This is a genomic window from Mangrovibacterium lignilyticum, from assembly GCF_010882175.1.
Classification (GTDB): domain Bacteria; phylum Bacteroidota; class Bacteroidia; order Bacteroidales; family Prolixibacteraceae; genus Mangrovibacterium; species Mangrovibacterium lignilyticum.
The window spans coordinates 970,589-989,441 of the sequence record NZ_WKLH01000001.1; the positions used below are offsets into that span (position 1 = coordinate 970,589).

Consider the following 18,853-nt stretch of genomic DNA (forward strand, 5'->3'; position numbering starts at 1 on the left):
AAAAATGATCCTGTTTTACGTTGAAAAGTTCAAGCTCACAGCAGCGACAATCCGAGAGTTGTCATCCTCTTCGACTAAAAAAGAGAGACATTGTCTGTCGGGATTCGCAAGAAAAGTAAGGAAATAATTTATCGGAAAAGAATGAACTGATTCAATGATCTGTCCTTATCATATGCATGAAAGCTGAGGATTGTCGTATATTTGAAACTAACCCTTAGCGCAAGTCATCTTGAACAGAAAAACGACAATCGCCCTCCTTCTCCTGATGCTACTTTCTTTTTCCGGAAGTTTCGCACAAGGGAAGTTCAATAGTTTCCTTGAAAAAAGGGGAGAACACAAACAGCAGGCGTTTGCTGAAGGACGCCCTTGGTTATCACCAATTATTGCTCCGGCTTACACGGCCGATGCCGGTTTTTTGGTGTCAGGGGGAATGCTCTATTCATTCAGACTAAACAAAAGTGATAGCATCTCGCAACGATCTTCTTTACCGGCAACAATTTTCTACAGTTCAAAAGGTAATTTTGGTATTCGGGCATTCTTGAAAACCTTTTGGCTGGAGGACAAACTAAGGGTAAATACAGAACTAACCATTCGGGACAAAGACAACAATTATTACGGAAAAGGCTTCAACCAAATCGATCAAACCCACCAATCAGATACAACAACCCTCTACCACGAAACTACTTACAAAGTCGATTTTGAACTGACTTACAAAATAAGGCCTTCTGTATTTGTTGGCCTGCGCTTGAGTCCCGGCTACGCAAACACCAAAAACTTTGCACCCCCGGTCGAAAATGACCCCTATAAATCGCAATTCGATGATAGCTACTTTTTAAATGGACTCGGTGCGCAAATCACCTACGACAGCCGCGATCTCGTTGTGAATGCCTGGCGTGGCGTCTTTTTTAACCTGGCAGCCTCTTTTTACGACAATCTTTGGGGAAGTAAATATGACTTTCAGGAGTTTGAATTCGACTCGCGATATTACAAAACCCTGAACCGTCCGGGCAATGTTTTGGCATTTCGCTTCTTCACCCGCGCAACCTATGGTGACGTGCCTATTACCGAATTATCAGATTTCTCGGGAGGTAAAAACCTGCGTGGCTACCTGATGGGACATTACCGCGATAAAACCACCGCTTTCCTATTGAGCGAGTGGCGCTATTCCTTCAAAAAAAGCGACAATACCTTAAGCAAGAGTGGCATGGTTTTGTGGCTGGGAACAGGCAGTATTGCCAACGATGTTGCACATCTAACCCGCTGGGTGCCCAACGGAGGTGTCGGTTATCGTATTGAGCTACAACCCCGAATGAATGTGTGTGTCGACTTTGGAATTGGACGCGACTCCCAAGGCGTTTACTTCAATTTTAATGAAGCATTTTAAGATCCTGCAAAAAACCGAATCCGGGAAATCGGTAACGATTGTTGCTGAAGACTTGCCGCCTTTTAAGCTCTTAACAATCTGGATTCTCCGGATTCGTCCCTGCTGTGAGACGTTGCTAATCCCACTCCCAACCAATGCTTGTTTGAAACACATAGTCGCCTTTATCAACATTTTCGATCTGAGGCTTTGAGTCGAAATTATGGACAAAACTGGCCTTTATGTAGAAATCAAGCGGCAAATCCCATTTGGCGGAGACCTCACTATTAATTCGCCAACGCCCCGAATTTGAAAAGCTTGGATAAGCTGTCGACTTCAACCGAAACGATAAATCACCGGTATCATAGGCATCAAATTCAAAGCCCATTAATCCTTCGAAACTATTCTTTGAAGTATTGTCGGGTGCTGCGTATTGTTCGTGTGCATTGGCCAAACCCAAACCGCCCTGCAGATACAGGCCGTTTTCACGAATAAAATAATAACCGACCCCAAGTTTGGAAGTCGTACGCAAATCAAGGTTCTGCTCGCTACTCGATAAAAACTCCATCCCGGCAAAAGCATACGCATGACCATAAATATCGCGGTTAAAATCAACGTTTGCTTCGAGCCGTTTGGTGGTTCCAACTTCGTCCTGCGAGGTCGATACATTATTAACACCGCCGCCCAGATTCCAATTCGTCTCCGTATACTTGACCCGCCCGGTCATCGACAACTGAGATAAGTTATTGGCTTTCGTGTAAGAATAACCGGCATCAATCGAAATATAAATTTTATCCTTAAACTTATCGTTGGTGGTATTAATTTTAACAATCTCACTTAAATCGACCTTCACCTCCAGACCGCCACTCGTAATTTTCACTTTATCATCGGCTTCATCGTATTTCAAATAACCGGTATATTTTCGCCCTTCGGTCAGAAATACAACAACCGCCCTACCCGACTCCAGTCCTTTCACCTCTTTCCAGTCGACCTTAAACTCGGAATCTGCATAATCCGTGTCAAACGAAAGAACGTTCTTTGACAGTGATTTAATTTCACCGATAATGACATCACCCGTTGCCGAGATCAACGTGTCTTGCTGCGCCGATGCAAACAAGGCTGAAAAGCCCAAAAAAGCTGAAAGAATAATTTTTTTAACCATTGCCATTTCTTTTTAATAGTCTTATAAATGTGGTTCGCTTGAGCCGGTATAAAGAGCTTGCCGTTATTCCCGAAACTCAATATTATAGAAAAAAAGTATTTAGTTCTCGCAGAAACCGATTAACGAACGATATCATTTTCAATCGCCTCAACCGCCATCGAAGGGTTTGTTCCACAAATTACAACCTTTAAACTTTATAGTCAATAGGAAAAAGTATGATTAACAAATAAATAGGATTAGAAAACGGAGGTTTTACTATAATCAACTATTGGAGAAACAATCCCTCATTTCTTAAAAATGAAATAAACAGCCAAAACGAGGGAGACAAATCCAAAGACATGATTCCAACGAAAGCTCTCGTTGCGAAACAATAACAACGTGAAAACAGAGAAAATTACCAGACGACTTACTTCCTGCAGCACTATTCGTTCAATCAAAGAAAACGGTCCACTGTGCTCTTTGAAGCCAATTCGATAAGCCGGCACCTGGAAAAATGCAAGAACAACGCAATCCCCCAATAAGCAAAATAGCAATCAGCCCCAATTGGCTGAACCATTTCATTTCAGCAAACTTCAGGTGACCGTACCAGGCAACGGTCATAAAGGTATTCGACAGCACCAGCAACCCAACAGTAAGCAACACTTTCATCTTGAAATAATTTGGACACAAAACTATCGAATTACCGAATTCAAACGACCAGCTCAAACAACTAAATTTTCACAACCTAAGAAGCGAACCAGCACCATAAAAAAAGTCGAAGAATTTTTCGCGCCCAAAGTCTGAAAAACCAAAAAAGTATTTATTTTTGCCACCCCAAACTAAGGGAACCAAAATGCCGGCCCGTTCGTCTAGCGGTTAGGACGCCAGGTTTTCATCCTGGTAGCAGGGGTTCGATTCCCCTACGGGCTACATCACAAAAGAAGAATCAGAAACGGTTCTTCTTTTTTTTGTAACTCCCCTGCTCATATTCCTTTTACCGGATCACTTTAAAAACTTGAGGGATTTTAAATTCAGGCATTAATTTTAGCTACTCTGTACTGAAAGAATGTCGTGTCATTCACTCCTCTCAATGATGCTCTGAAAGCTTTCAACTTTGCATTGAAGGATTCTGCAGAAGCATTGGTGCTTCGATGATCGAAGAAGTTCAGAATTTCGAATGCATGCACGAGTATACTTGCGGCAATGGTGTTGAATGACTTGAATTCAGATTCATCAACTTCCCGGTACCAATGGGCAAGTTTGGTGAAAGCGACTCCTTTCTCTTTTGTCTTTGAGAAGGTTAAGCGAAGCTTATGAACCAGGTTGTATGCCTTTTTAAAGTCGGGGTACTGTGCTAACAGGATTGTTGCTCTTTCCTTTTGTGTTGGTGTCCACTGGTCAGCTGACTTAAACCACTGCATTTCAAGATGAATTACCTTTCTAAAAAAGGCTATAGCTTTTTAATAACTGCTACGGGAGATTTTACCCCCGCAAAACAATTTAACGTGGAAGATGTTAATCGTGATATTGCATGAAAAAAATGAGTATGAAATTATCACAAATAAAATCAGCATTAAAACAGCTGGAAACCATTGCTTTTCAATTACCAAACGGAGAATTAGTTCCAACCCACTTTCACGTAACGGAAGTAGGAAAAGTCACCAAACACTTTATCGATTGTGGCGGAACAGTTCGCAATGAAGAAGTCGTGAATTTTCAACTTTGGAATGCTACTGATTACGACCACAGGCTTCATCCGGAAAAGCTGTTGCACATCATCAACCTTTCTGAAAAAACATTGAATATCGGCGATTTGGAAATAGAAGTCGAATACCAGGGGCAAACAATTGAGAAATTCGGATTAGACTTTGATGGAACAAATTTCCTGCTGACATCCAAACAAACCGACTGCCTGGCTAAAGACAAATGTGGCATTCCGGTAACGGAACCTCAAGTAGGTTTTACCTATGCCCCAATCAGCTCGTGCTGCACTCCGGGCAGTGGTTGTTGCTAAGGCAGGGCACAGAAAACACATCTGTTCCATCATGGATAAAATGAACAAAAAAAGCAGGTTGTCCGAAATATTCAGACAACCCGCGATACTATTTGGTCTTTTTCCCCTGATCGACAATAGGCCTCCCCAACCCATTTCCGACTAACAACCTCCGGCTACCGCAGCCGTTTTTTTACGGCGGGTAACTTCAACAGTCTTCTTTTGACTCACTTTATTTATTGCAGCACCATTCGTTGGAGCAGCCATTTCAGCGTAATTATAACGAGCAATTTCTTGCATCAAAGTTGAATCATTTTGAGTGGCTAACAAATCATCTTTGTGTTGTTTATAATACTGATAGCCGCCAACCAGCGCCTTTACATTGTCGAAACCAACCTGGCGAAATAACATCACTGGCCCGTTGGCTTGCAATTGATCATCTCCATACAACACAACTGTCGTATTCTTATTTTTCAATTCTTCGAGACGGGCAATACTTTCTTCCCGTGCTAAATTTTGTGCCGACAGATTCTCCGCTCCGGGAATATGCCCCTGGCCAAAAACAAAGTTATCACGGATATCAAACAGCACGACATCAGCATTTTCTTTTTCAATAAAACCAACCAGTTGCCAGAGATAGAAGCAACTATCGTCCGACTTGGTTTCGGCCACACTTGTTTTCATATCCATTTCATAAGTCAGCAACGGTTCGCGCATTGTTACAAAACCAACGATCATTATGGCCACAAACACCGTTAGTACGATGAGCGTTCGCCAAGGATTTAATTCGTGTATATGCATAATTTCTTTTGTTTCAGATTAGTCTTAATTAGCAGCCTCCGGCAACAGCACTCGTCTTTTTGCGCCGTTGTACTTCAACTTTCACTTTCGAACCTTCGGCTACTTCTGCCTTTGCGCCTGTAAAATACTGCTGCGCTCCTTTTCGAAAAGCATAGGTTTCGTAAGCGGTATTAGGTGATCCCTCCGATGGCTCCTGCGGGTTGATGATGGTTTCCATCCAGCAATTCAGTCCTCCCCGCATGACGTAAGTGCCTTTAAACCCAAGGCGTTTCGTGAGCACCCAAGCCTGATCAGCAGCAATATCATCGTTCGACACGAAAACCACCTTTGTTCCGGGAATGCCGAAGTACCCCAAACTGGATGAATTTATCAGGCTATCGAGCGGAATGTTGACCGAACGTGGCAGCGCAAACTGCTCAAACTCATCAGCAGACCGCACATCGACCAACTCCAGCGATGGATCCCCGTGGATGATCATCTTTGCGATCTGATCGGTAGTCACATAGCGGGTTGGCTGAACCATTTCGAGCAGCAACTGCTGTGGTTCAATTTGCTTCAATTTCGGTTCGTTATTAACCAATAATGTGCCGATAGCCAAGACCAGCATCAGAATGGTGAGGTAGATATAGTTTCTGTCCATGTGTTAGAATTTATATTCGGTCATGTTTTTGCGAACACGCTTTTCAACAAACATCGTTCCCCAGAAAGCAGCCAAAGCCACCACGGTGAAGCCCATTGCCACCCACGATGCAGGAATGCCGGTTGCGTCAGTAATAGTTACATTGCCAAGATCTCCGCTCGTGTAAAAATCGCCGAACAACGGAAATGCTTCGGAGAATATAAAGATTCCGAAGTAAAGACCAATGGTAAAAACGATACCATCAATTTTACCGATAGCCACCGCTGTGAAGCTTGTGCCGGGACAAAAGCCCCCCATAATAAAACCGACACCCATAACAACTCCTCCAATAATCATGGGAGTCAGATAAGTGGGCAGAATGAATATTTTAGATAGATCGAGCCAGCCGAAATAGTCGAAATACAGCAGGCCTACCATCGCGACAATCAGCGCCGTGAAAAATACGCGCAGCACCACGAAATTGTAGCCATAGAAAACACCAACAATGTTTCGGGCTGAAGAAAAACCGGATGCTTCGAGAATAAAGCCAAAAGCCATCCCCAAAATAATGGCAATCACAAAGTCCCAGCCACTACTGATTATACCGTTTGGAATTAATGGGCACATATTGAATATCTTTTAATGTTTTTATTCTGATAGAAATTTAAAATCAAATCCATAGTTTTCGGAAAAAGTAAGCCACTGCATAACCTGTTCCGAAAATAGCAAACATGACCACCACTCCCCCAAGGGCAAAAGTCGCTGTACCACTAAGCGCGGCGCCACTGGTACATCCGCGGCCAAACTGGCTACCGATTCCGAACAACATACCACCAATCAATGCGAAGATCAGGCGGGTTCTGCTGGTAATCCTCGGGCTATGGTCGGTACGGAACTTCTTTACCCGTCCGAAAACAACGCCGGATAGCAAACCACCCAAGAAAATCCCGATCGTTTCGAACACCAACCAGGTATACATCGGTGAATGGTCATCGCTAATAAACTTGCCCATATAGGCGTTCGACTTCACCTGCTCGGGCGAAAACACATGAGCGGTAGCCACCACTGTACTCTTGATTGCACCGCTGGCGCCAAGTCCACGACCTGTAATTAAGACGGTGATCAGCACGAGCAGCCCCAGCAATACACCTCCTAAGTAAGGATTGATGTATTTGGGTTCTTTATTTGTTGCTAGTTCTTTATTCATTTTGAGCTATTTTCTAGTTAACTACACTTCAATATTGATGATCGTTTTGCATGCATCCGACTGTTTGGCAAATGCCAGAGGAACACAAACAAAAGGCCGGTGACCTTAGTATAGATACCGGGTTATTTGGCCAGCCTCAACCATGATGAAACGGAACATTAAACCGCCAAACAAAATCATCGTCGGTGGCAACCATTTCGGCACATGATATCCCCACAACTCCAAGGTTTCCAATGCAGCCGGAAATATCAATCCAAGTATGACCACAAACACCCAAAAGCTTACGGTAAACGAACCACCCAAAAACAAATTGGCTGCCTCAATCGCTGTTTCCGATCCGGCCAAAAAGCCCATAAACAGGTGAACGATCAGGAACAATTCGATAATAATGAACACGAGATCAATCCGACTCAGTGTCTTTCGTTCTTTCGGATCTTTACTAATCAGAATGGTCGTTGCCAATCCGGTTGAGAAACCAGAAACCAAAAACAGAGGTCCCAAAATGGACGTGTTCCACAACGGCCGGGCATTGAACGCTGACAGCAAAATTCCGGTGTAAACCCCAAGAATGATGGCATAGATCATCATCACCCAAGCCAGTCCAACGCGGTTTTTAATAATCCAGGCTTCCATGCGGTTCACGATCGGAAATTTCCAATCCCACCAAGGGAATATTTCTTTCATATAACTGGCGACCCAAATCAACGAAACCGGAGTGATTATCATCAAGGTCCATGCTCCCCACGACATCGGAGAGTCCAACCGAACAGTTGTGTAAAGTTGCCAGAAAAATAACTTGTGCTTCAAATCCCAGAATAATGCTCCAAGACCTAAAACAAGGACTATAGGCGCAATAATAGGAGCCCATTTTACGGTTGCCTGCATTTTACGGCCTCTTCCCCGAACCGTGTAAAACCCGGCAAAAAACAGGATGCCGGCAGCCAGTCCGCCCAGGAAAAGGTAAATCGGAATTTGCCAGTGCCAAATATTTAAATACGGATCAATGTTGGGAATATCGCGTCCGCTAACAAATAATTCTTCATTCATCTCGCTATAGTTTTTGCTGGTTAGGTTAGAAAATACAATTGTGGTTTAGTACCTGCTTCTGGTGCGAGTACTTTCCATTTACGGTCTTTCAAGGCCAATGAAACATCGCTGTTCGGATCATCCAAATCGCCAAAATGCAGGCAACGCGTCGGACAAACGTCCACGCAAGCAGGATTTTGTCCTTTTTGTACCCGGTGAATACAGAACGTACATTTATCAACATAGCCTTCGGGATGCGGATAACGCGCATCATACGGACACGACTCAATACATGCACCACAGCCGATACACTTAGTGTGCGTAACCAATACAATACCTCCTTCGGCCTTGTGACTGGCACCTGTTGGGCAACAACGCACACAAGGTGAGTTATCGCAGTGGTTACAGCGTTCCGACCGGAACTCTAGGCTTAAGCTCGGATAAGTTCCATCCACGCGCTCCACAATCCAGTCGCGGCAATAGCCGTGAGGCACATTATTTTCTGTTTGACAGGCCACTACACAGTCGCCACAACCAACACATTTCTTGGTGTCGATAGCCATTGCATATCTCATGCTTTATCCTCCTTTACTTCCATTGCAGGATCTTCTTTCAAAAACGTTATAAAGTTTCCGCGCATGCCGGTTCCACCCATAATCGGGTCAACGGCAATGTTGGTGATCAGCTCTTCATCACTTGCTCCGCGACCAAATGCGCGCGACAATTTTTTATCTGAGTGACCAAAACCATGGACCATATAGACGGAGTCCCAACGAATACGCTCTGTTACCCGAACTTTTACAGGGAACGAGGTAACCGCTCCATCCTGATTCTTCAACCAGACTTCCTCGTCCTTTTTCAGCCCCCAGAGATCAGCCACTTTGGGGTTTACCCAAACGCTGTTTTCACTCATTAAATCCCACAAATTGGGATTGTTCGATGTTCGGCTGAAGGTGTGCATTGGAGCACGACCATATATCAGGCGGTAAAAATTCTGTGGCGGTTCGGGATGGGGTTTGTACACTGGCATCGGATCGAAACCTTCATCCGAGAAATCAACCGCATACAATTCTATTTTACCCGTGTTGGTGTTGAATTTGAAATCTTCCCCTTCACCGATATAAAGCGGCCCACTTTGTCTTGGATAGGTTTTTACACCAATCTTTTTCATTTCCTCCAGCGATGTTCCCATTTGCTTCAACTGCCAGTCAATCACTTCCGAGAAATCGTCATAATTAAAGTAATCATGCAATCCGAGTCGTTCACCAATTTGCTTGGCAATCCACCAACCCGGTTTCGAATCGTATTTCGGTTCAGCAGCCGGCACACGCAAAGCAATATTGGGCTCGCGGTTTTGTGCCGAACGAATAAAATCGTAACGCTCCAGATAAGTTGCTTCCGGAAGAATAACATCGGCGTAACCGGTGATTTCCATCGGCATTGTATCCATTACCGCAATAAACTCAACAGAATCAGCGGCCTCTTTAAACAGCTTTTTATCGGGCATTGCTAACGGCAAGTTGGTTCCGCCAACCAGCCAGGCTTTCACCTGATGCTTTTTATTCAATCGGGGAATAGAAGCCTTTAGCAACTCAGTCGTAATCCCCATCGTCGCCAACGGATATTTTCCTTCGTTGATGTCCTTCCAGGTCCACTCCGGCTCCGGGTATTCCGGTTGCGGATATTTCGGGATGCTAACAGATTCGGGCAGGTACAAACTTCCACGTTTCCCCCATGCACCGAGCAAAGCCGTCAAAATAGCCATCGCCCGCTCGCGTTGTGTGTCATCTCCGTACCAAACAACGTGACGTCCCGGATGAATTACGACTGCAGGTGCAGCCCCGGCCATCGCTTTCGCAGTTGTGCGAATCACATCAGGTTGAATATCGGTTATTCCATAAGCCCACTCCGGAGTCATGTTTTTCACATGCTCTTTCAGGTGATCTAAACCGAACGTATATTTCTCAACAAAATCTTTATTGAACAATTCCTCATAAATCAGCACATGTATCCAAGCCATCAACAAGGCAATGTCAGTCGATGGTTTGATCGGCAACCAATGTGTTGAGTGCGCTGCTGCAGTAGAAAAACGTGGATCGACCGTGATAATAGTTGCCCCGTTATCAATCGCCTGCGACATCTCCTGAACCTGCGAGTTGTGCATGTTTTCGCCCAGGTGAGAACCGATCAGCACCAGACATTGCGTATCGCGAATATCGGTACACTCCGGAGAGCCAATGTAGGCACCAAAAGTGGAAAAATAGGCTGCCGAACGTGGACCGCGACAATTTGCAAAAGCCGGTTCCGCATTCGATTCCGATCCGTAGGCACGTAAAAGGTGTTCGAGATGAGTTCCGGGGTTACCATGATTGAATAACCCGAAAGCTTCAGGGCCGTACTTATCTTTCACTTCCGTCATTTTGGTCGCCACCAAATTCAGCGCTTCATCCCACGAAGCTTCGCGGAAATATTGGCTGCCGTCGCTATTTTTTTCACGGATTAATGGCGTCTTTAAACGATCTTCGTCGTAATACATTCCAACTCCGCCTGTTCCTCGGGGACATAAGCGACCGTTGCAATGCGGATCATTTTGGTTTCCGACTACTTTCCGAATTCGGCCTTGTTTATCCACATAGGCCCATCCGGCGCATTTCCAGAAACATACTTCGCAGTAAGTAGCATAGGGTGTCAGATCTTCATCACTGACAGGTCCTTCAATCTTCGGCTCAAACCACTTGAACTTTTTTGCACCAAAAGCACTTAATCCTAAGACCGTTGCTCCGGTACCAGCTGCTGAAATCTTGATAAAATCCCGTCGTGTCTTCATGCGTGATTAGTTATTTTTCAAGCTATTTTGTTACTATCTCCAATGCAGAACCAATACGTGTAGACTGTAGAATATTAATCATAGTTTTATCTACAAGTTAGGCTATGCAAATATTTAAAGATTTAGATATGATGACAAATATAGAAGTATTATCAAAAGATGATACAATTCAATTCTAATTTGAAAACGTTAAAAATAAGGCCCATTCAATATCGGATTTAAAGCTATTTTTATCTTCTTGTTTCTTGAAAGGAAATGCGATCTCAAAAAACACAACAAACTCGCATACATCATCTTCCATCTAGATTAGATTACGAAATTTAAATTCAGGCAGGTCAATTCACTTCATTTTATGTGCGCTAATCGACCAATCTATTTAAACAAAATACAAATAATCATTTGTTCATTTCTAACTTAAGATAAGAATCTTGATTTTGCAATATGTTATAGAAAACCCTACCATAAAAGTCACTTATGAAATATTCCAGATATTTTCATTTATCATTTTACTACTTTTGCTTCTTAAAATTGAAGTAATGGAGCGAGTGAGCAGACGGACTTTTCTACAGTTAGCCATGACGATTACCGCAGGGCTTTTTGTTGCCTTATGGAACAAGCTTGCTCAAAATCAACTAAAACAGGATGAGCAACGTACGCGGATTTTTCCTTTCAATAAAAACAAGACTGTTATTTTCGCGGACAACTTCATCATTATAAATCAAGAGGATAGCACAACGGTTTTATCGGCTCATTGTACGCATTTGGGTTGTAAAATAAACGAAACCGAAAATGGCAAACTGATTTGCCCCTGCCACGGCTCGGAGTATGATCTCAGCGGAAATGTGTTAAAAGGTCCGGCTTATAAAAGTCTACCGCAACTTCAGGCACGCATCTCCGACGATGGAAACCAAATCGAAATTCAAGGGTAAGATGAACGGCAAAAAAAATAAAACAACTTTTGGGACGGTAGCATTAAGCCTCTTCTGGCTGGTTCTTGTTTCCGGCGTTTTGTTGGCTGTGCCTTATAAGGTTGAATCTCCATACCTCAGTGTCAGCGGCATCATGGTTGCTAACCCATGGGCCTCGCTGACAAGAAACCTGCACTACTGGAGCGCTCAATTTTTTCTGATTTTCAGTCTGATTCATCTCTACGACCATTTTCACTACAAAGAACGAATCGGCATAAAGAAGGGCATAGCCTGGCGATTGAGTCTGGGTGTGCTAATCATTTTCATGGCCATGCTCACCGGTTTTTTGTTGAAGGGTGACGCAGATAGCTTGCAAGCAAGGCAAATACTGGAAACACTTTCGGCCCGAATACCTTTCATTGGGCAACTACTTGCCTATTCATTGCTAGGAAAAACAGGCGACTTCCAGCTCATTTACGTTCATCACATCGCTACTTTTACGGTTTTCATCACCATCGTCATGGTAGAGCACAGCCGTCGTTTCTGGCCATCAGCCGCGGAATTCCTACTCACTACCATAAGCGTTTTAGCCGTCAGCTATTTGTTCAGTGCTCCCTTGCACGACAACCTCAACCCAACTGTAAAAGGTCCGTGGTATTTTGTTGGTTTCCAGGAAATCCTACATTGGCTGAGTCATCCCGAGTGGTCGTTACTGCTATTTCTGGCTATCCTCGTACTTATTTACCTGGTCAATGCAGAAAAAGGAAAACTTGTCTTTATCAGCAAAAGAAGCCTACTGGTTGTGACTGCTTTTTATTTTTTGCTGACCATCACCGGGCTCTTTTTTAGGGGAGAGCGCTGGACCTGGATTCTTCCCGGCGAATCAAATTACAACTACAGCGTATTGCACAATTTTAAATCGCCCCGAGTTAACTTCTCGCCGGATTTCGAGTCGCAGGGGACATTCAACTCACCGGTTGTTTTTGGACGAAAAGAAAGTTGTCTGTCGTGCCACACCGAAACACACGGCTTTGTCGATTCCCACAAACCCGAAGTGATTGGTTGTTTTTCATGCCACGGAGGAGATCCGTTTGCAACCGGGAAAAAACAGTCGCACCGAAAAATGATCCTGATTCCAGGAAACCTTGCCACCGCGCAACAAACATGCGGAACAACGCAGTGCCACCCGGAAATCGTGGAGCGTGTCCCTACCGGATTGATGTCGACCCTAAGCGGAATGATCAGCGTTGATCGTTTTGTTTTTAATGAACAGGAGAATCCTGATATCTTAACTGATGTGCATCAACTGGGTAATTCCGCAGCCGACGAGCATTTAAAAAACCTTTGCGTCCGATGCCATTTGGGAAATCCAAAAATGGAACTCGGCGTGATCAATGAATCAAGCCGCGGAGGCGGTTGTTTGGCCTGCCACCTGAATTACAGCGCCGAAGCCGAACAACTACTGACTGACTCTGGAAAAAACATTCACCAGTTCCACCCATCAGTGAGTTTAAAGGTGACTAACAATCATTGCTTTGGCTGCCACAGCCGTTCCGGACGTATTTCGACCAACTACGAAGGATGGCACGAAACCACACTTGAAGCGAATGAAATGCCCGACAGTTCCAATTACCGACTGGTTGAAGGGACCCGCGTTTTCACCCAACAACCTGAAGACGTGCACCACAAAGCAGGAATGGAATGTATCGACTGTCATCACTCTTACGAACTGATGGGAGACGGCAAACATTATGCACACGAAGAAGACCAACAGGATGTTCAGTGTATTGACTGTCATATCGATGGTACTCCAAATACAATTGCGGCTTCAGATTTGGATAACGAATCAGCCCTTATTGCGGCTTTGCGGTTCGGAAACATCAATAATCGCCGGCTCCTGATAACACAAAAACACGATCATGCCCTCATCAACACATCCTTTGAAAACGACTCACTTTTCCTATTCACTAAAAATACAGGCATAAAAATGGAGCTCAAAGCGCCTGCAATTGTTTGTACCCGAAATAATGCGCATCAGCATCTAGCCTGCTCCGCGTGCCATAGTGCATGGGCTCCGAGCTGCATCGGCTGCCACAACACCTACGATGAGAACGAACCTGGCTACGATATGATTCGAAATGAAGAGAAAATAGGAAGCTGGGTAGAATACATTGGGAGATACACCGCCAAAGAGCCTGCACTTGGCACCAGAACAATTGACGGCAATCGGGAAGTGATCCCGGTGATCCCAGGAATGATTCTGACCATTGACAAGAAATCGTATCCAAATGCAAAAGGAGACTCGGTTATTTTCCACCGATTGTTCGCCCCCGCAGCTCCTCACACAACTTCGGCCAGTGGCCGCGATTGTATAAGTTGTCACAACAACCCTGTCGCTCTCGGGTTTGGCGAAGGAGAGCTAACCTACCATGTGGAACCCGAGAAAGGCAAATGGACCTTCAACCCGAAATATGAAGATGATCCACACGATAATCTGCCCGGTGATGCCTGGACCGGATTTATGCAAAATCGCAACGGCGTGGTTTCAACCCGAACAAACGTGCAACCATTTGACATTGAACAACAGCAAAAAATCCTTACAGTTGGCGCCTGTTTGCATTGCCACGATCAGAAATCGAATCTAATGCTAAATACACTAGACAATTTCAACGCGCTAATCCAAAAAAGAAGCAGTCGATGTGTCCTTCCGGAATGGGTGAATGAATAGGTTCTAATCTGCCAACTCGTCCAGTTCTTCGGGACGGTTTAGATTATAAAATAGCCGTGGATATTTCTGAATTAAGCCGGTTGCATCGTAAAAAGCCGTATTGCTTTCGTACAGAAATTTCTGTGTTTTGAAATCCTTCGCTTTCAATTTGGCTTCAATCGATTCAGCCAACGATTTGTGATACACACCAGCCATTGGCTCAATTCCTCCGGCATGTTTGGGAATAACCGCGTCAAAGCCGGTTTTCATTTGCAAAAGCGAAGTAAACAATTCGGCCTGCAGAAAAGGCGTATCGCAGCTCACAACAACATTCCATTCAAATTCCGTTTCTGACAATGCTGCCTGCAATCCACCTAATGGGCCACAATCGCGATAAACATCAGCAACTGTTTTCAACCCAAATTCTTCATAAGCTGCTTGATTGGTACTAATAATAATTTCGGTGCACAAAGGATGAAGTAGGCCGATTGCATATTGAATCAGTTGCTTGCCCTGAAACTCAATTAACCCCTTGTCTTTCCCCATACGGGAGCTTTTCCCGCCTGCCAAAATTATTCCGCCAATCTGGTCGCCCATCTTTCGTTCTATTTTTTTCGAAGTTCGGAAAATCATTCAAAAGAAAAAAATAATCCTATCGCGTTACTTCTGCGTATAATCACGTCTAACGTATAAAACCATCAAAGATGAACACAAGCAGGAAATCTAAAAGTCAGGGAAACCTAATTGCCTTTTCGATAGCTTTTATACTGCTACTAATATTGGTTCTGATTTACCTGATGTAAGTCAGAAAAGAAGAGGGAATACTGGGGTAACGGGACACCGGGAGTTGAGAAAACCCGGTGTTTTTTTCTCAATCAAAAACGAATACAAATCAAGGGTGATGTTGGTAAAGCTCTGAAAATTGCTTTCGCGTCAGCTTCTGAAATTACCATTGCAATCTCGGGTTTATAATCGGGAATCTCGAAAAACAAGGTCTTTTGAATATCCTTCTTTAACTGCATAAAATCCTGCTTCCACCAAAACTTTCGCCCCATCCAACCGCCATCGTTCGAAAGCTTGTCGGCACCTTCTATTTTAAGAACAATACCATTATCCAGCTGAAGCAACCAATGCACCACTTCTGACTTTGCGCTGCCAATAACATGCTCCTGTTCCGCATATTCAATCGTATCTTTCGGCGCATTTTTCACAATCAAAGGTTCTTTCTCAATGGTTGACAATGCGCTCTCGGCAACCGCCTGCACACCGAAAAAATGATGGTATGCTCCTTCGTTCAGGTGGCTAAAGATTTGATCAGCTCTAAAATCCAGAATCTTAGACCTTTTTAATACGACACCCTTCAATTCCAATTGCAAAGTGCTGTCTCCTAAATTCACCGATAAGCTTATGGAATCGGTTCGGGATATTTGATAACGTGTTTCAAGCCACGTTTTATCCTTATAATGCATGAACCATGTTGAATCGGCAGGGATATTTCCGGAGAGTAACTTTACATCTTCCTGGTCATAGAGCATTTTCAAATTATCGCGAACGGCAACAATTGACAGGACTGCATACTGCCCGACAATCAACAATAAAACAACTGGAATGGTAACCGCAAAAAAGCGGCGTACCGGATGACTTAATTTGCGTGTATATTTTTGATTGTTCATCTTAGTATATAAAAACTTTGGCGCCAACCGACAGGGTTTTGTAGACCGTTTCCAAATCCTCGTCGTTCATTCGAACGCAACCGTGTGTTACCGCTTGTCCGAGGAAACGCTTGTATAACGTACCGTGAATGAGATAGCCACCGCCCAAACTTAGTGCATAGGCGCCCAGCACACCGGACTCGTATCGAGAAGGATCGTTCGCCGACGGGATCGGCAGACCTTCCTCAACAAAAGCCCAATCCGGCTTTCGCCACACAGGATTGGTAATTTTGCCCTTGATCGTAAAAACACCTTTGGGCGTTTCAAACACCCAGTTCTTTTGATTCTCAGCTTGCAGCTTGATATAACTACCGGTTGAGCATAACCCCTCCCTGATAAGTTGCTTATTCTGATACAGAGAGAAGCTATTATCGGAGGTGTTAATAATGAGATACACGCCACCTGGTGTCATGCGTTCAAGCTTCTTTTGCAAACGACCAATATCATCGGTCAGATCCTTGTCTGTGGGGCGATTCTCGACTACCGAATCATTTACCGGCTGATTTACCTTATAAAAAACAGCCTGATCTTTTAGCCAGGGAACAAAAGAAAACAGCAGCCAAAGAAATAGCAGAATGGCTGTCAGAATAACTGTTACAAATCCGAGCCACCCCCATAGCGGATTCTTCAAAAAACCAATCTTATTGACTTTATTTTTTGTTTTTACGTCTTCGTTCATTCCTTACCCAATACTTCCTTCAATGATTTCTGTGAACCAATAATAATAACCGGAGTTCCGACTGCGGCCATCCTAAACAAGGCATCCATGTCCTCATTCTTCAATGCCACGCAACCATCGGTCCAGTCAACGCCCTTTCCTCCCAAACCGTGAAATTCAATCAAGCCGCCAATGTCGGCTTTCGCAGGTAATGTCCCGTTACGCTTTGCACCAGCAAACCGGGCGCGATCATCATCGTTGGGATAGTTCAACAGTAATGCTTTATGAAACCGGGTGCGAGAGCCATCCTTTTTCTGACTAATTCGATAAAAGCCTTCAGGTGTTGCTTTATCACCTTTTCGCACTTTATCGCCCATCCAATTCACACCAAGTTCGACATCAAATCTGCGAATCACTTTCCCGTTTTGGTACAGCAAACACTCATGAGCTAACTTATCCACCAAGATTACTTTCTGCCCGCTTTTCGACAATCGAATCGACTGTTCTGCCAGCTTTTGCCAGGTGTTGTGGGATTCGAACCAACCGCGAACAATTTTCTCCGCCTTGCCATTAGCTCGTTCAATCAATTCTTTTGCTTGGTGAAAATGCGTTTCAGCTTCGTTAAATCGGTTGTTTTGCCAGGCAAACTTAGCTTCAGAAAGTTTCAACACTCCTTGATTATGCCTCTTTGAAACCGCAGCAGGGAGTGGCATCCGCTTAAAATACTTGTTATACTCAGCAACTTTCTTGTCCAAATCGGCTACTCCGTTCCGTACGCGACTATTAGCTGATGCCGAGCGCTTACCGGACAGTTCTTCTGCCTTAACAGACTTTTCAATTGTCTCCGCAATCCAGCCATCCAAACGCGAATAATTACGAAACAAAAAGAAACGTTGGTTTTCAGCAGACCAGCATACCATCGCCGAATCGTAAGCTTGTTTCGCTGCAGCGTAGCTATCTGCGGCATAAACTTCAGCTCCGCTTTTCAGTGCTTCAGTTAAAGCCTCCCGAGCTGTTTTAAGTGCAGCCACCGGTGGTCTCGGAGTTCTGTAAATCAGCAATCCAGCCAGTAAAACAACAGCGGTAAAAATCCAAAATCCCCAAACAACTCCTCGTTTCAATTTTCGCATAAAAACAACACTGATAAAAAAATCCCCGGATACATTACTCCGGGGAAATCTCAGGTTATGGCTTACAATCTGACTTTATCTCTTTTTATTTTTGGCGTATTTCGTCGTTACTTCGTTCAGTTCGGCGTTAATAGCCAATGCTTTTTCCTTCGCAGCCTTAGCTTTGTCAAGCGAAGCAATCAGGTTATCAGCCAAAACCAAATCAGCCACTTCAGTCATCGAAGTTTCGATCAGGCTAATGTCGCCTTTAATAGCTTCCAATGCTGCTGCTCCTTCTTTTCCTTTTGGAGCTTTTGCAACCAACTCATTGTTCAAAGCAACCAATTCTGCCACTTCTGTTTGCAAGGCAGCAACTTCCTGTTTCACTTCTTCTTTACGAACTTCGGCTTTCGTTTTGGTCTCTGCAGCCATTTCGGTTACAACAGCCAACTGCTCTTTCACTTTGTCGAAGTTCTTGAAAAGCTTACCATTCTGTGCTTCCACGCCTTCGTTTACAGCACGCATCGAATCTTGCAGGGCAGCAAAATCAGCAACCACATAAACATCAGCACCAGCGGTTTTAGCCACCTCAATCGCGGCATTTGCAGCATCAATTTCCGCCTGAGGCGCTTTTCCACAACTACTAAACAAGACAGCTATACTTAAAGCTGTCAACGCAATCATCAACTTTTTTTTCATCGTTAACAAGTAAAATTTATTTTTCAGAATGAATTCCAATCCCATTGCTTATTTTCGTTTTTTGTATATTAATCCGGGTTGAAATC

General features: G+C 44.1%; 20 protein-coding genes and 1 tRNA gene. 5 read left to right on the forward strand and 16 right to left on the reverse strand.

Translation table 11 applies throughout. From position 1 onward, the window contains the following. Window positions 1-229 precede the first annotated feature (229 nt). Entirely contained in the window at window positions 230-1,384 is a 1,155-nt protein-coding gene (locus GJV22_RS03960) for a BamA/TamA family outer membrane protein (RefSeq protein WP_163708998.1), read from the forward strand. Window positions 1,385-1,499: 115 nt separating this feature from the next. Here GJV22_RS03960 and GJV22_RS03965 read toward each other — a convergent pair whose 3' ends face one another. The 3 genes from GJV22_RS03965 to GJV22_RS22120 form a co-directional block, all read right to left on the reverse strand. Next, window positions 1,500-2,522 carry a DUF481 domain-containing protein gene (locus GJV22_RS03965; protein WP_163709001.1) on the reverse strand — a complete coding sequence of 341 codons (1,023 nt, stop codon included), beginning with the start codon at window positions 2,520-2,522 and terminating at the stop codon, window positions 1,500-1,502. Between the two features lie 284 nt (window positions 2,523-2,806). After that, the gene (locus tag GJV22_RS22365; protein WP_205461739.1) at window positions 2,807-3,007 is read right to left on the reverse strand and encodes a DMT family protein; all 201 of its coding nucleotides are present in this window, start codon (window positions 3,005-3,007) and stop codon (window positions 2,807-2,809) included. Then, window positions 2,952-3,170, reverse strand: a complete 219-nt coding sequence (locus tag GJV22_RS22120; RefSeq protein WP_205461740.1) for a DMT family protein — start codon at window positions 3,168-3,170, stop codon at window positions 2,952-2,954. The genes GJV22_RS22365 and GJV22_RS22120 overlap by 56 nt, the downstream gene beginning before the upstream one ends. Before the next feature lie 189 nt (window positions 3,171-3,359). Between GJV22_RS22120 and GJV22_RS03975 the strand changes: the two genes are divergently transcribed. Then, a tRNA-Glu gene (locus GJV22_RS03975) sits at window positions 3,360-3,431 on the forward strand. Between the two features lie 101 nt (window positions 3,432-3,532). Here GJV22_RS03975 and GJV22_RS03980 read toward each other — a convergent pair. Next, window positions 3,533-3,922: a transposase gene (locus GJV22_RS03980; protein WP_163709003.1), complete on the reverse strand. Its 390-nt coding sequence runs from the start codon at window positions 3,920-3,922 to the stop codon at window positions 3,533-3,535. 125 nt (window positions 3,923-4,047) lie between these two features. Here GJV22_RS03980 and GJV22_RS03985 point away from each other — a divergent pair, with 125 nt between their 5' ends. Next, the gene (locus GJV22_RS03985) at window positions 4,048-4,515 is read left to right on the forward strand and encodes a DUF6428 family protein (protein WP_163709006.1); all 468 of its coding nucleotides are present in this window, start codon (window positions 4,048-4,050) and stop codon (window positions 4,513-4,515) included. 141 nt (window positions 4,516-4,656) lie between these two features. Here the strand turns inward: GJV22_RS03985 and GJV22_RS03990 are convergent, their stop codons facing one another. The 7 genes from GJV22_RS03990 to GJV22_RS04020 form a co-directional block, all read right to left on the reverse strand. Then, window positions 4,657-5,295, reverse strand: coding sequence for a rhodanese-like domain-containing protein (locus GJV22_RS03990; RefSeq protein ID WP_163709009.1), 639 nt, complete (start codon window positions 5,293-5,295; stop codon window positions 4,657-4,659). 28 nt (window positions 5,296-5,323) lie between these two features. Next, window positions 5,324-5,935, reverse strand: a complete 612-nt coding sequence (locus GJV22_RS03995) for a rhodanese-like domain-containing protein (RefSeq protein WP_163709014.1) — start codon at window positions 5,933-5,935, stop codon at window positions 5,324-5,326. Window positions 5,936-5,938: 3 nt separating this feature from the next. After that, complete coding sequence (locus GJV22_RS04000) at window positions 5,939-6,541, reverse strand: YeeE/YedE thiosulfate transporter family protein (protein ID WP_163709016.1); 603 nt, start codon at window positions 6,539-6,541, stop codon at window positions 5,939-5,941. A 43-nt stretch (window positions 6,542-6,584) separates the two neighbouring features. Continuing rightward, complete coding sequence (locus tag GJV22_RS04005; protein ID WP_163709021.1) at window positions 6,585-7,121, reverse strand: YeeE/YedE thiosulfate transporter family protein; 537 nt, start codon at window positions 7,119-7,121, stop codon at window positions 6,585-6,587. A 105-nt stretch (window positions 7,122-7,226) separates the two neighbouring features. Continuing rightward, window positions 7,227-8,168 carry an NrfD/PsrC family molybdoenzyme membrane anchor subunit gene (nrfD, locus tag GJV22_RS04010; RefSeq protein WP_163709024.1) on the reverse strand — a complete coding sequence of 314 codons (942 nt, stop codon included), beginning with the start codon at window positions 8,166-8,168 and terminating at the stop codon, window positions 7,227-7,229. Window positions 8,169-8,188: 20 nt separating this feature from the next. Continuing rightward, window positions 8,189-8,722: a 4Fe-4S dicluster domain-containing protein gene (locus tag GJV22_RS04015; RefSeq protein WP_163709028.1), complete on the reverse strand. Its 534-nt coding sequence runs from the start codon at window positions 8,720-8,722 to the stop codon at window positions 8,189-8,191. Next, the gene (locus GJV22_RS04020; RefSeq protein WP_163709031.1) at window positions 8,719-10,974 is read right to left on the reverse strand and encodes a molybdopterin-dependent oxidoreductase; all 2,256 of its coding nucleotides are present in this window, start codon (window positions 10,972-10,974) and stop codon (window positions 8,719-8,721) included. Before GJV22_RS04020 ends, GJV22_RS04015 begins: the two co-directional genes overlap by 4 nt. 536 nt (window positions 10,975-11,510) lie before the next feature. Between GJV22_RS04020 and GJV22_RS04025 the strand changes: the two genes are divergently transcribed. After that, window positions 11,511-11,903, forward strand: coding sequence for a QcrA and Rieske domain-containing protein (locus GJV22_RS04025; protein WP_205461741.1), 393 nt, complete (start codon window positions 11,511-11,513; stop codon window positions 11,901-11,903). A gap of 1 nt (window position 11,904) precedes the next feature. Further along, entirely contained in the window at window positions 11,905-14,610 is a 2,706-nt protein-coding gene (locus tag GJV22_RS04030; protein WP_163709037.1) for a cytochrome b family protein, read from the forward strand. A gap of 3 nt (window positions 14,611-14,613) precedes the next feature. Here the strand turns inward: GJV22_RS04030 and mobA are convergent, their stop codons facing one another. The 5 genes from mobA to GJV22_RS04055 form a co-directional block, all read right to left on the reverse strand. Further along, a complete protein-coding gene (mobA, locus tag GJV22_RS04035) occupies window positions 14,614-15,186 on the reverse strand; it encodes a molybdenum cofactor guanylyltransferase (protein ID WP_163709039.1) in 573 nt (190 codons plus the stop codon). A gap of 278 nt (window positions 15,187-15,464) precedes the next feature. Further along, window positions 15,465-16,262: a hypothetical protein gene (locus tag GJV22_RS04040; RefSeq protein ID WP_163709042.1), complete on the reverse strand. Its 798-nt coding sequence runs from the start codon at window positions 16,260-16,262 to the stop codon at window positions 15,465-15,467. 1 nt (window position 16,263) lies between these two features. Further along, window positions 16,264-16,980 (reverse strand): L,D-transpeptidase, encoded by a 717-nt coding sequence (locus tag GJV22_RS04045; protein ID WP_163709045.1) that lies wholly within the window; start codon window positions 16,978-16,980, stop codon window positions 16,264-16,266. Beyond that, window positions 16,977-18,089: a L,D-transpeptidase family protein gene (locus GJV22_RS04050; RefSeq protein ID WP_205461742.1), complete on the reverse strand. Its 1,113-nt coding sequence runs from the start codon at window positions 18,087-18,089 to the stop codon at window positions 16,977-16,979. Before GJV22_RS04050 ends, GJV22_RS04045 begins: the two co-directional genes overlap by 4 nt. Before the next feature lie 75 nt (window positions 18,090-18,164). After that, a complete protein-coding gene (locus GJV22_RS04055) occupies window positions 18,165-18,767 on the reverse strand; it encodes a hypothetical protein (RefSeq protein ID WP_163709051.1) in 603 nt (200 codons plus the stop codon). Window positions 18,768-18,853: the final 86 nt, after the last annotated feature.

Bases quoted from the DNA above. Each gene is read 5' to 3' on its own strand.
- GJV22_RS03965 (WP_163709001.1), bottom strand. From the start codon at position 2,522: ATGGTTAAAAAAATTATTCTTTCAGCTTTTTTGGGCTTTTCAGCCTTG.
- GJV22_RS22120 (WP_205461740.1), bottom strand. From the start codon at position 3,170: ATGAAAGTGTTGCTTACTGTTGGGTTGCTGGTGCTGTCGAATACCTTT.
- GJV22_RS03980 (WP_163709003.1), bottom strand. From the start codon at position 3,922: ATGCAGTGGTTTAAGTCAGCTGACCAGTGGACACCAACACAAAAGGAA.
- GJV22_RS03985 (WP_163709006.1), top strand. From the start codon at position 4,048: ATGAAATTATCACAAATAAAATCAGCATTAAAACAGCTGGAAACCATT.
- GJV22_RS03990 (WP_163709009.1), bottom strand. From the start codon at position 5,295: ATGCATATACACGAATTAAATCCTTGGCGAACGCTCATCGTACTAACG.
- GJV22_RS03995 (WP_163709014.1), bottom strand. From the start codon at position 5,935: ATGGACAGAAACTATATCTACCTCACCATTCTGATGCTGGTCTTGGCT.
- GJV22_RS04000 (WP_163709016.1), bottom strand. From the start codon at position 6,541: ATGTGCCCATTAATTCCAAACGGTATAATCAGTAGTGGCTGGGACTTT.
- GJV22_RS04005 (WP_163709021.1), bottom strand. From the start codon at position 7,121: ATGAATAAAGAACTAGCAACAAATAAAGAACCCAAATACATCAATCCT.
- nrfD (WP_163709024.1), bottom strand. From the start codon at position 8,168: ATGAATGAAGAATTATTTGTTAGCGGACGCGATATTCCCAACATTGAT.
- GJV22_RS04015 (WP_163709028.1), bottom strand. From the start codon at position 8,722: ATGAGATATGCAATGGCTATCGACACCAAGAAATGTGTTGGTTGTGGC.
- GJV22_RS04020 (WP_163709031.1), bottom strand. From the start codon at position 10,974: ATGAAGACACGACGGGATTTTATCAAGATTTCAGCAGCTGGTACCGGA.
- GJV22_RS04025 (WP_205461741.1), top strand. From the start codon at position 11,511: ATGGAGCGAGTGAGCAGACGGACTTTTCTACAGTTAGCCATGACGATT.
- GJV22_RS04030 (WP_163709037.1), top strand. From the start codon at position 11,905: ATGAACGGCAAAAAAAATAAAACAACTTTTGGGACGGTAGCATTAAGC.
- mobA (WP_163709039.1), bottom strand. From the start codon at position 15,186: ATGGGCGACCAGATTGGCGGAATAATTTTGGCAGGCGGGAAAAGCTCC.
- GJV22_RS04040 (WP_163709042.1), bottom strand. From the start codon at position 16,262: ATGAACAATCAAAAATATACACGCAAATTAAGTCATCCGGTACGCCGC.
- GJV22_RS04045 (WP_163709045.1), bottom strand. From the start codon at position 16,980: ATGAACGAAGACGTAAAAACAAAAAATAAAGTCAATAAGATTGGTTTT.
- GJV22_RS04050 (WP_205461742.1), bottom strand. From the start codon at position 18,089: ATGCGAAAATTGAAACGAGGAGTTGTTTGGGGATTTTGGATTTTTACC.
- GJV22_RS04055 (WP_163709051.1), bottom strand. From the start codon at position 18,767: ATGAAAAAAAAGTTGATGATTGCGTTGACAGCTTTAAGTATAGCTGTC.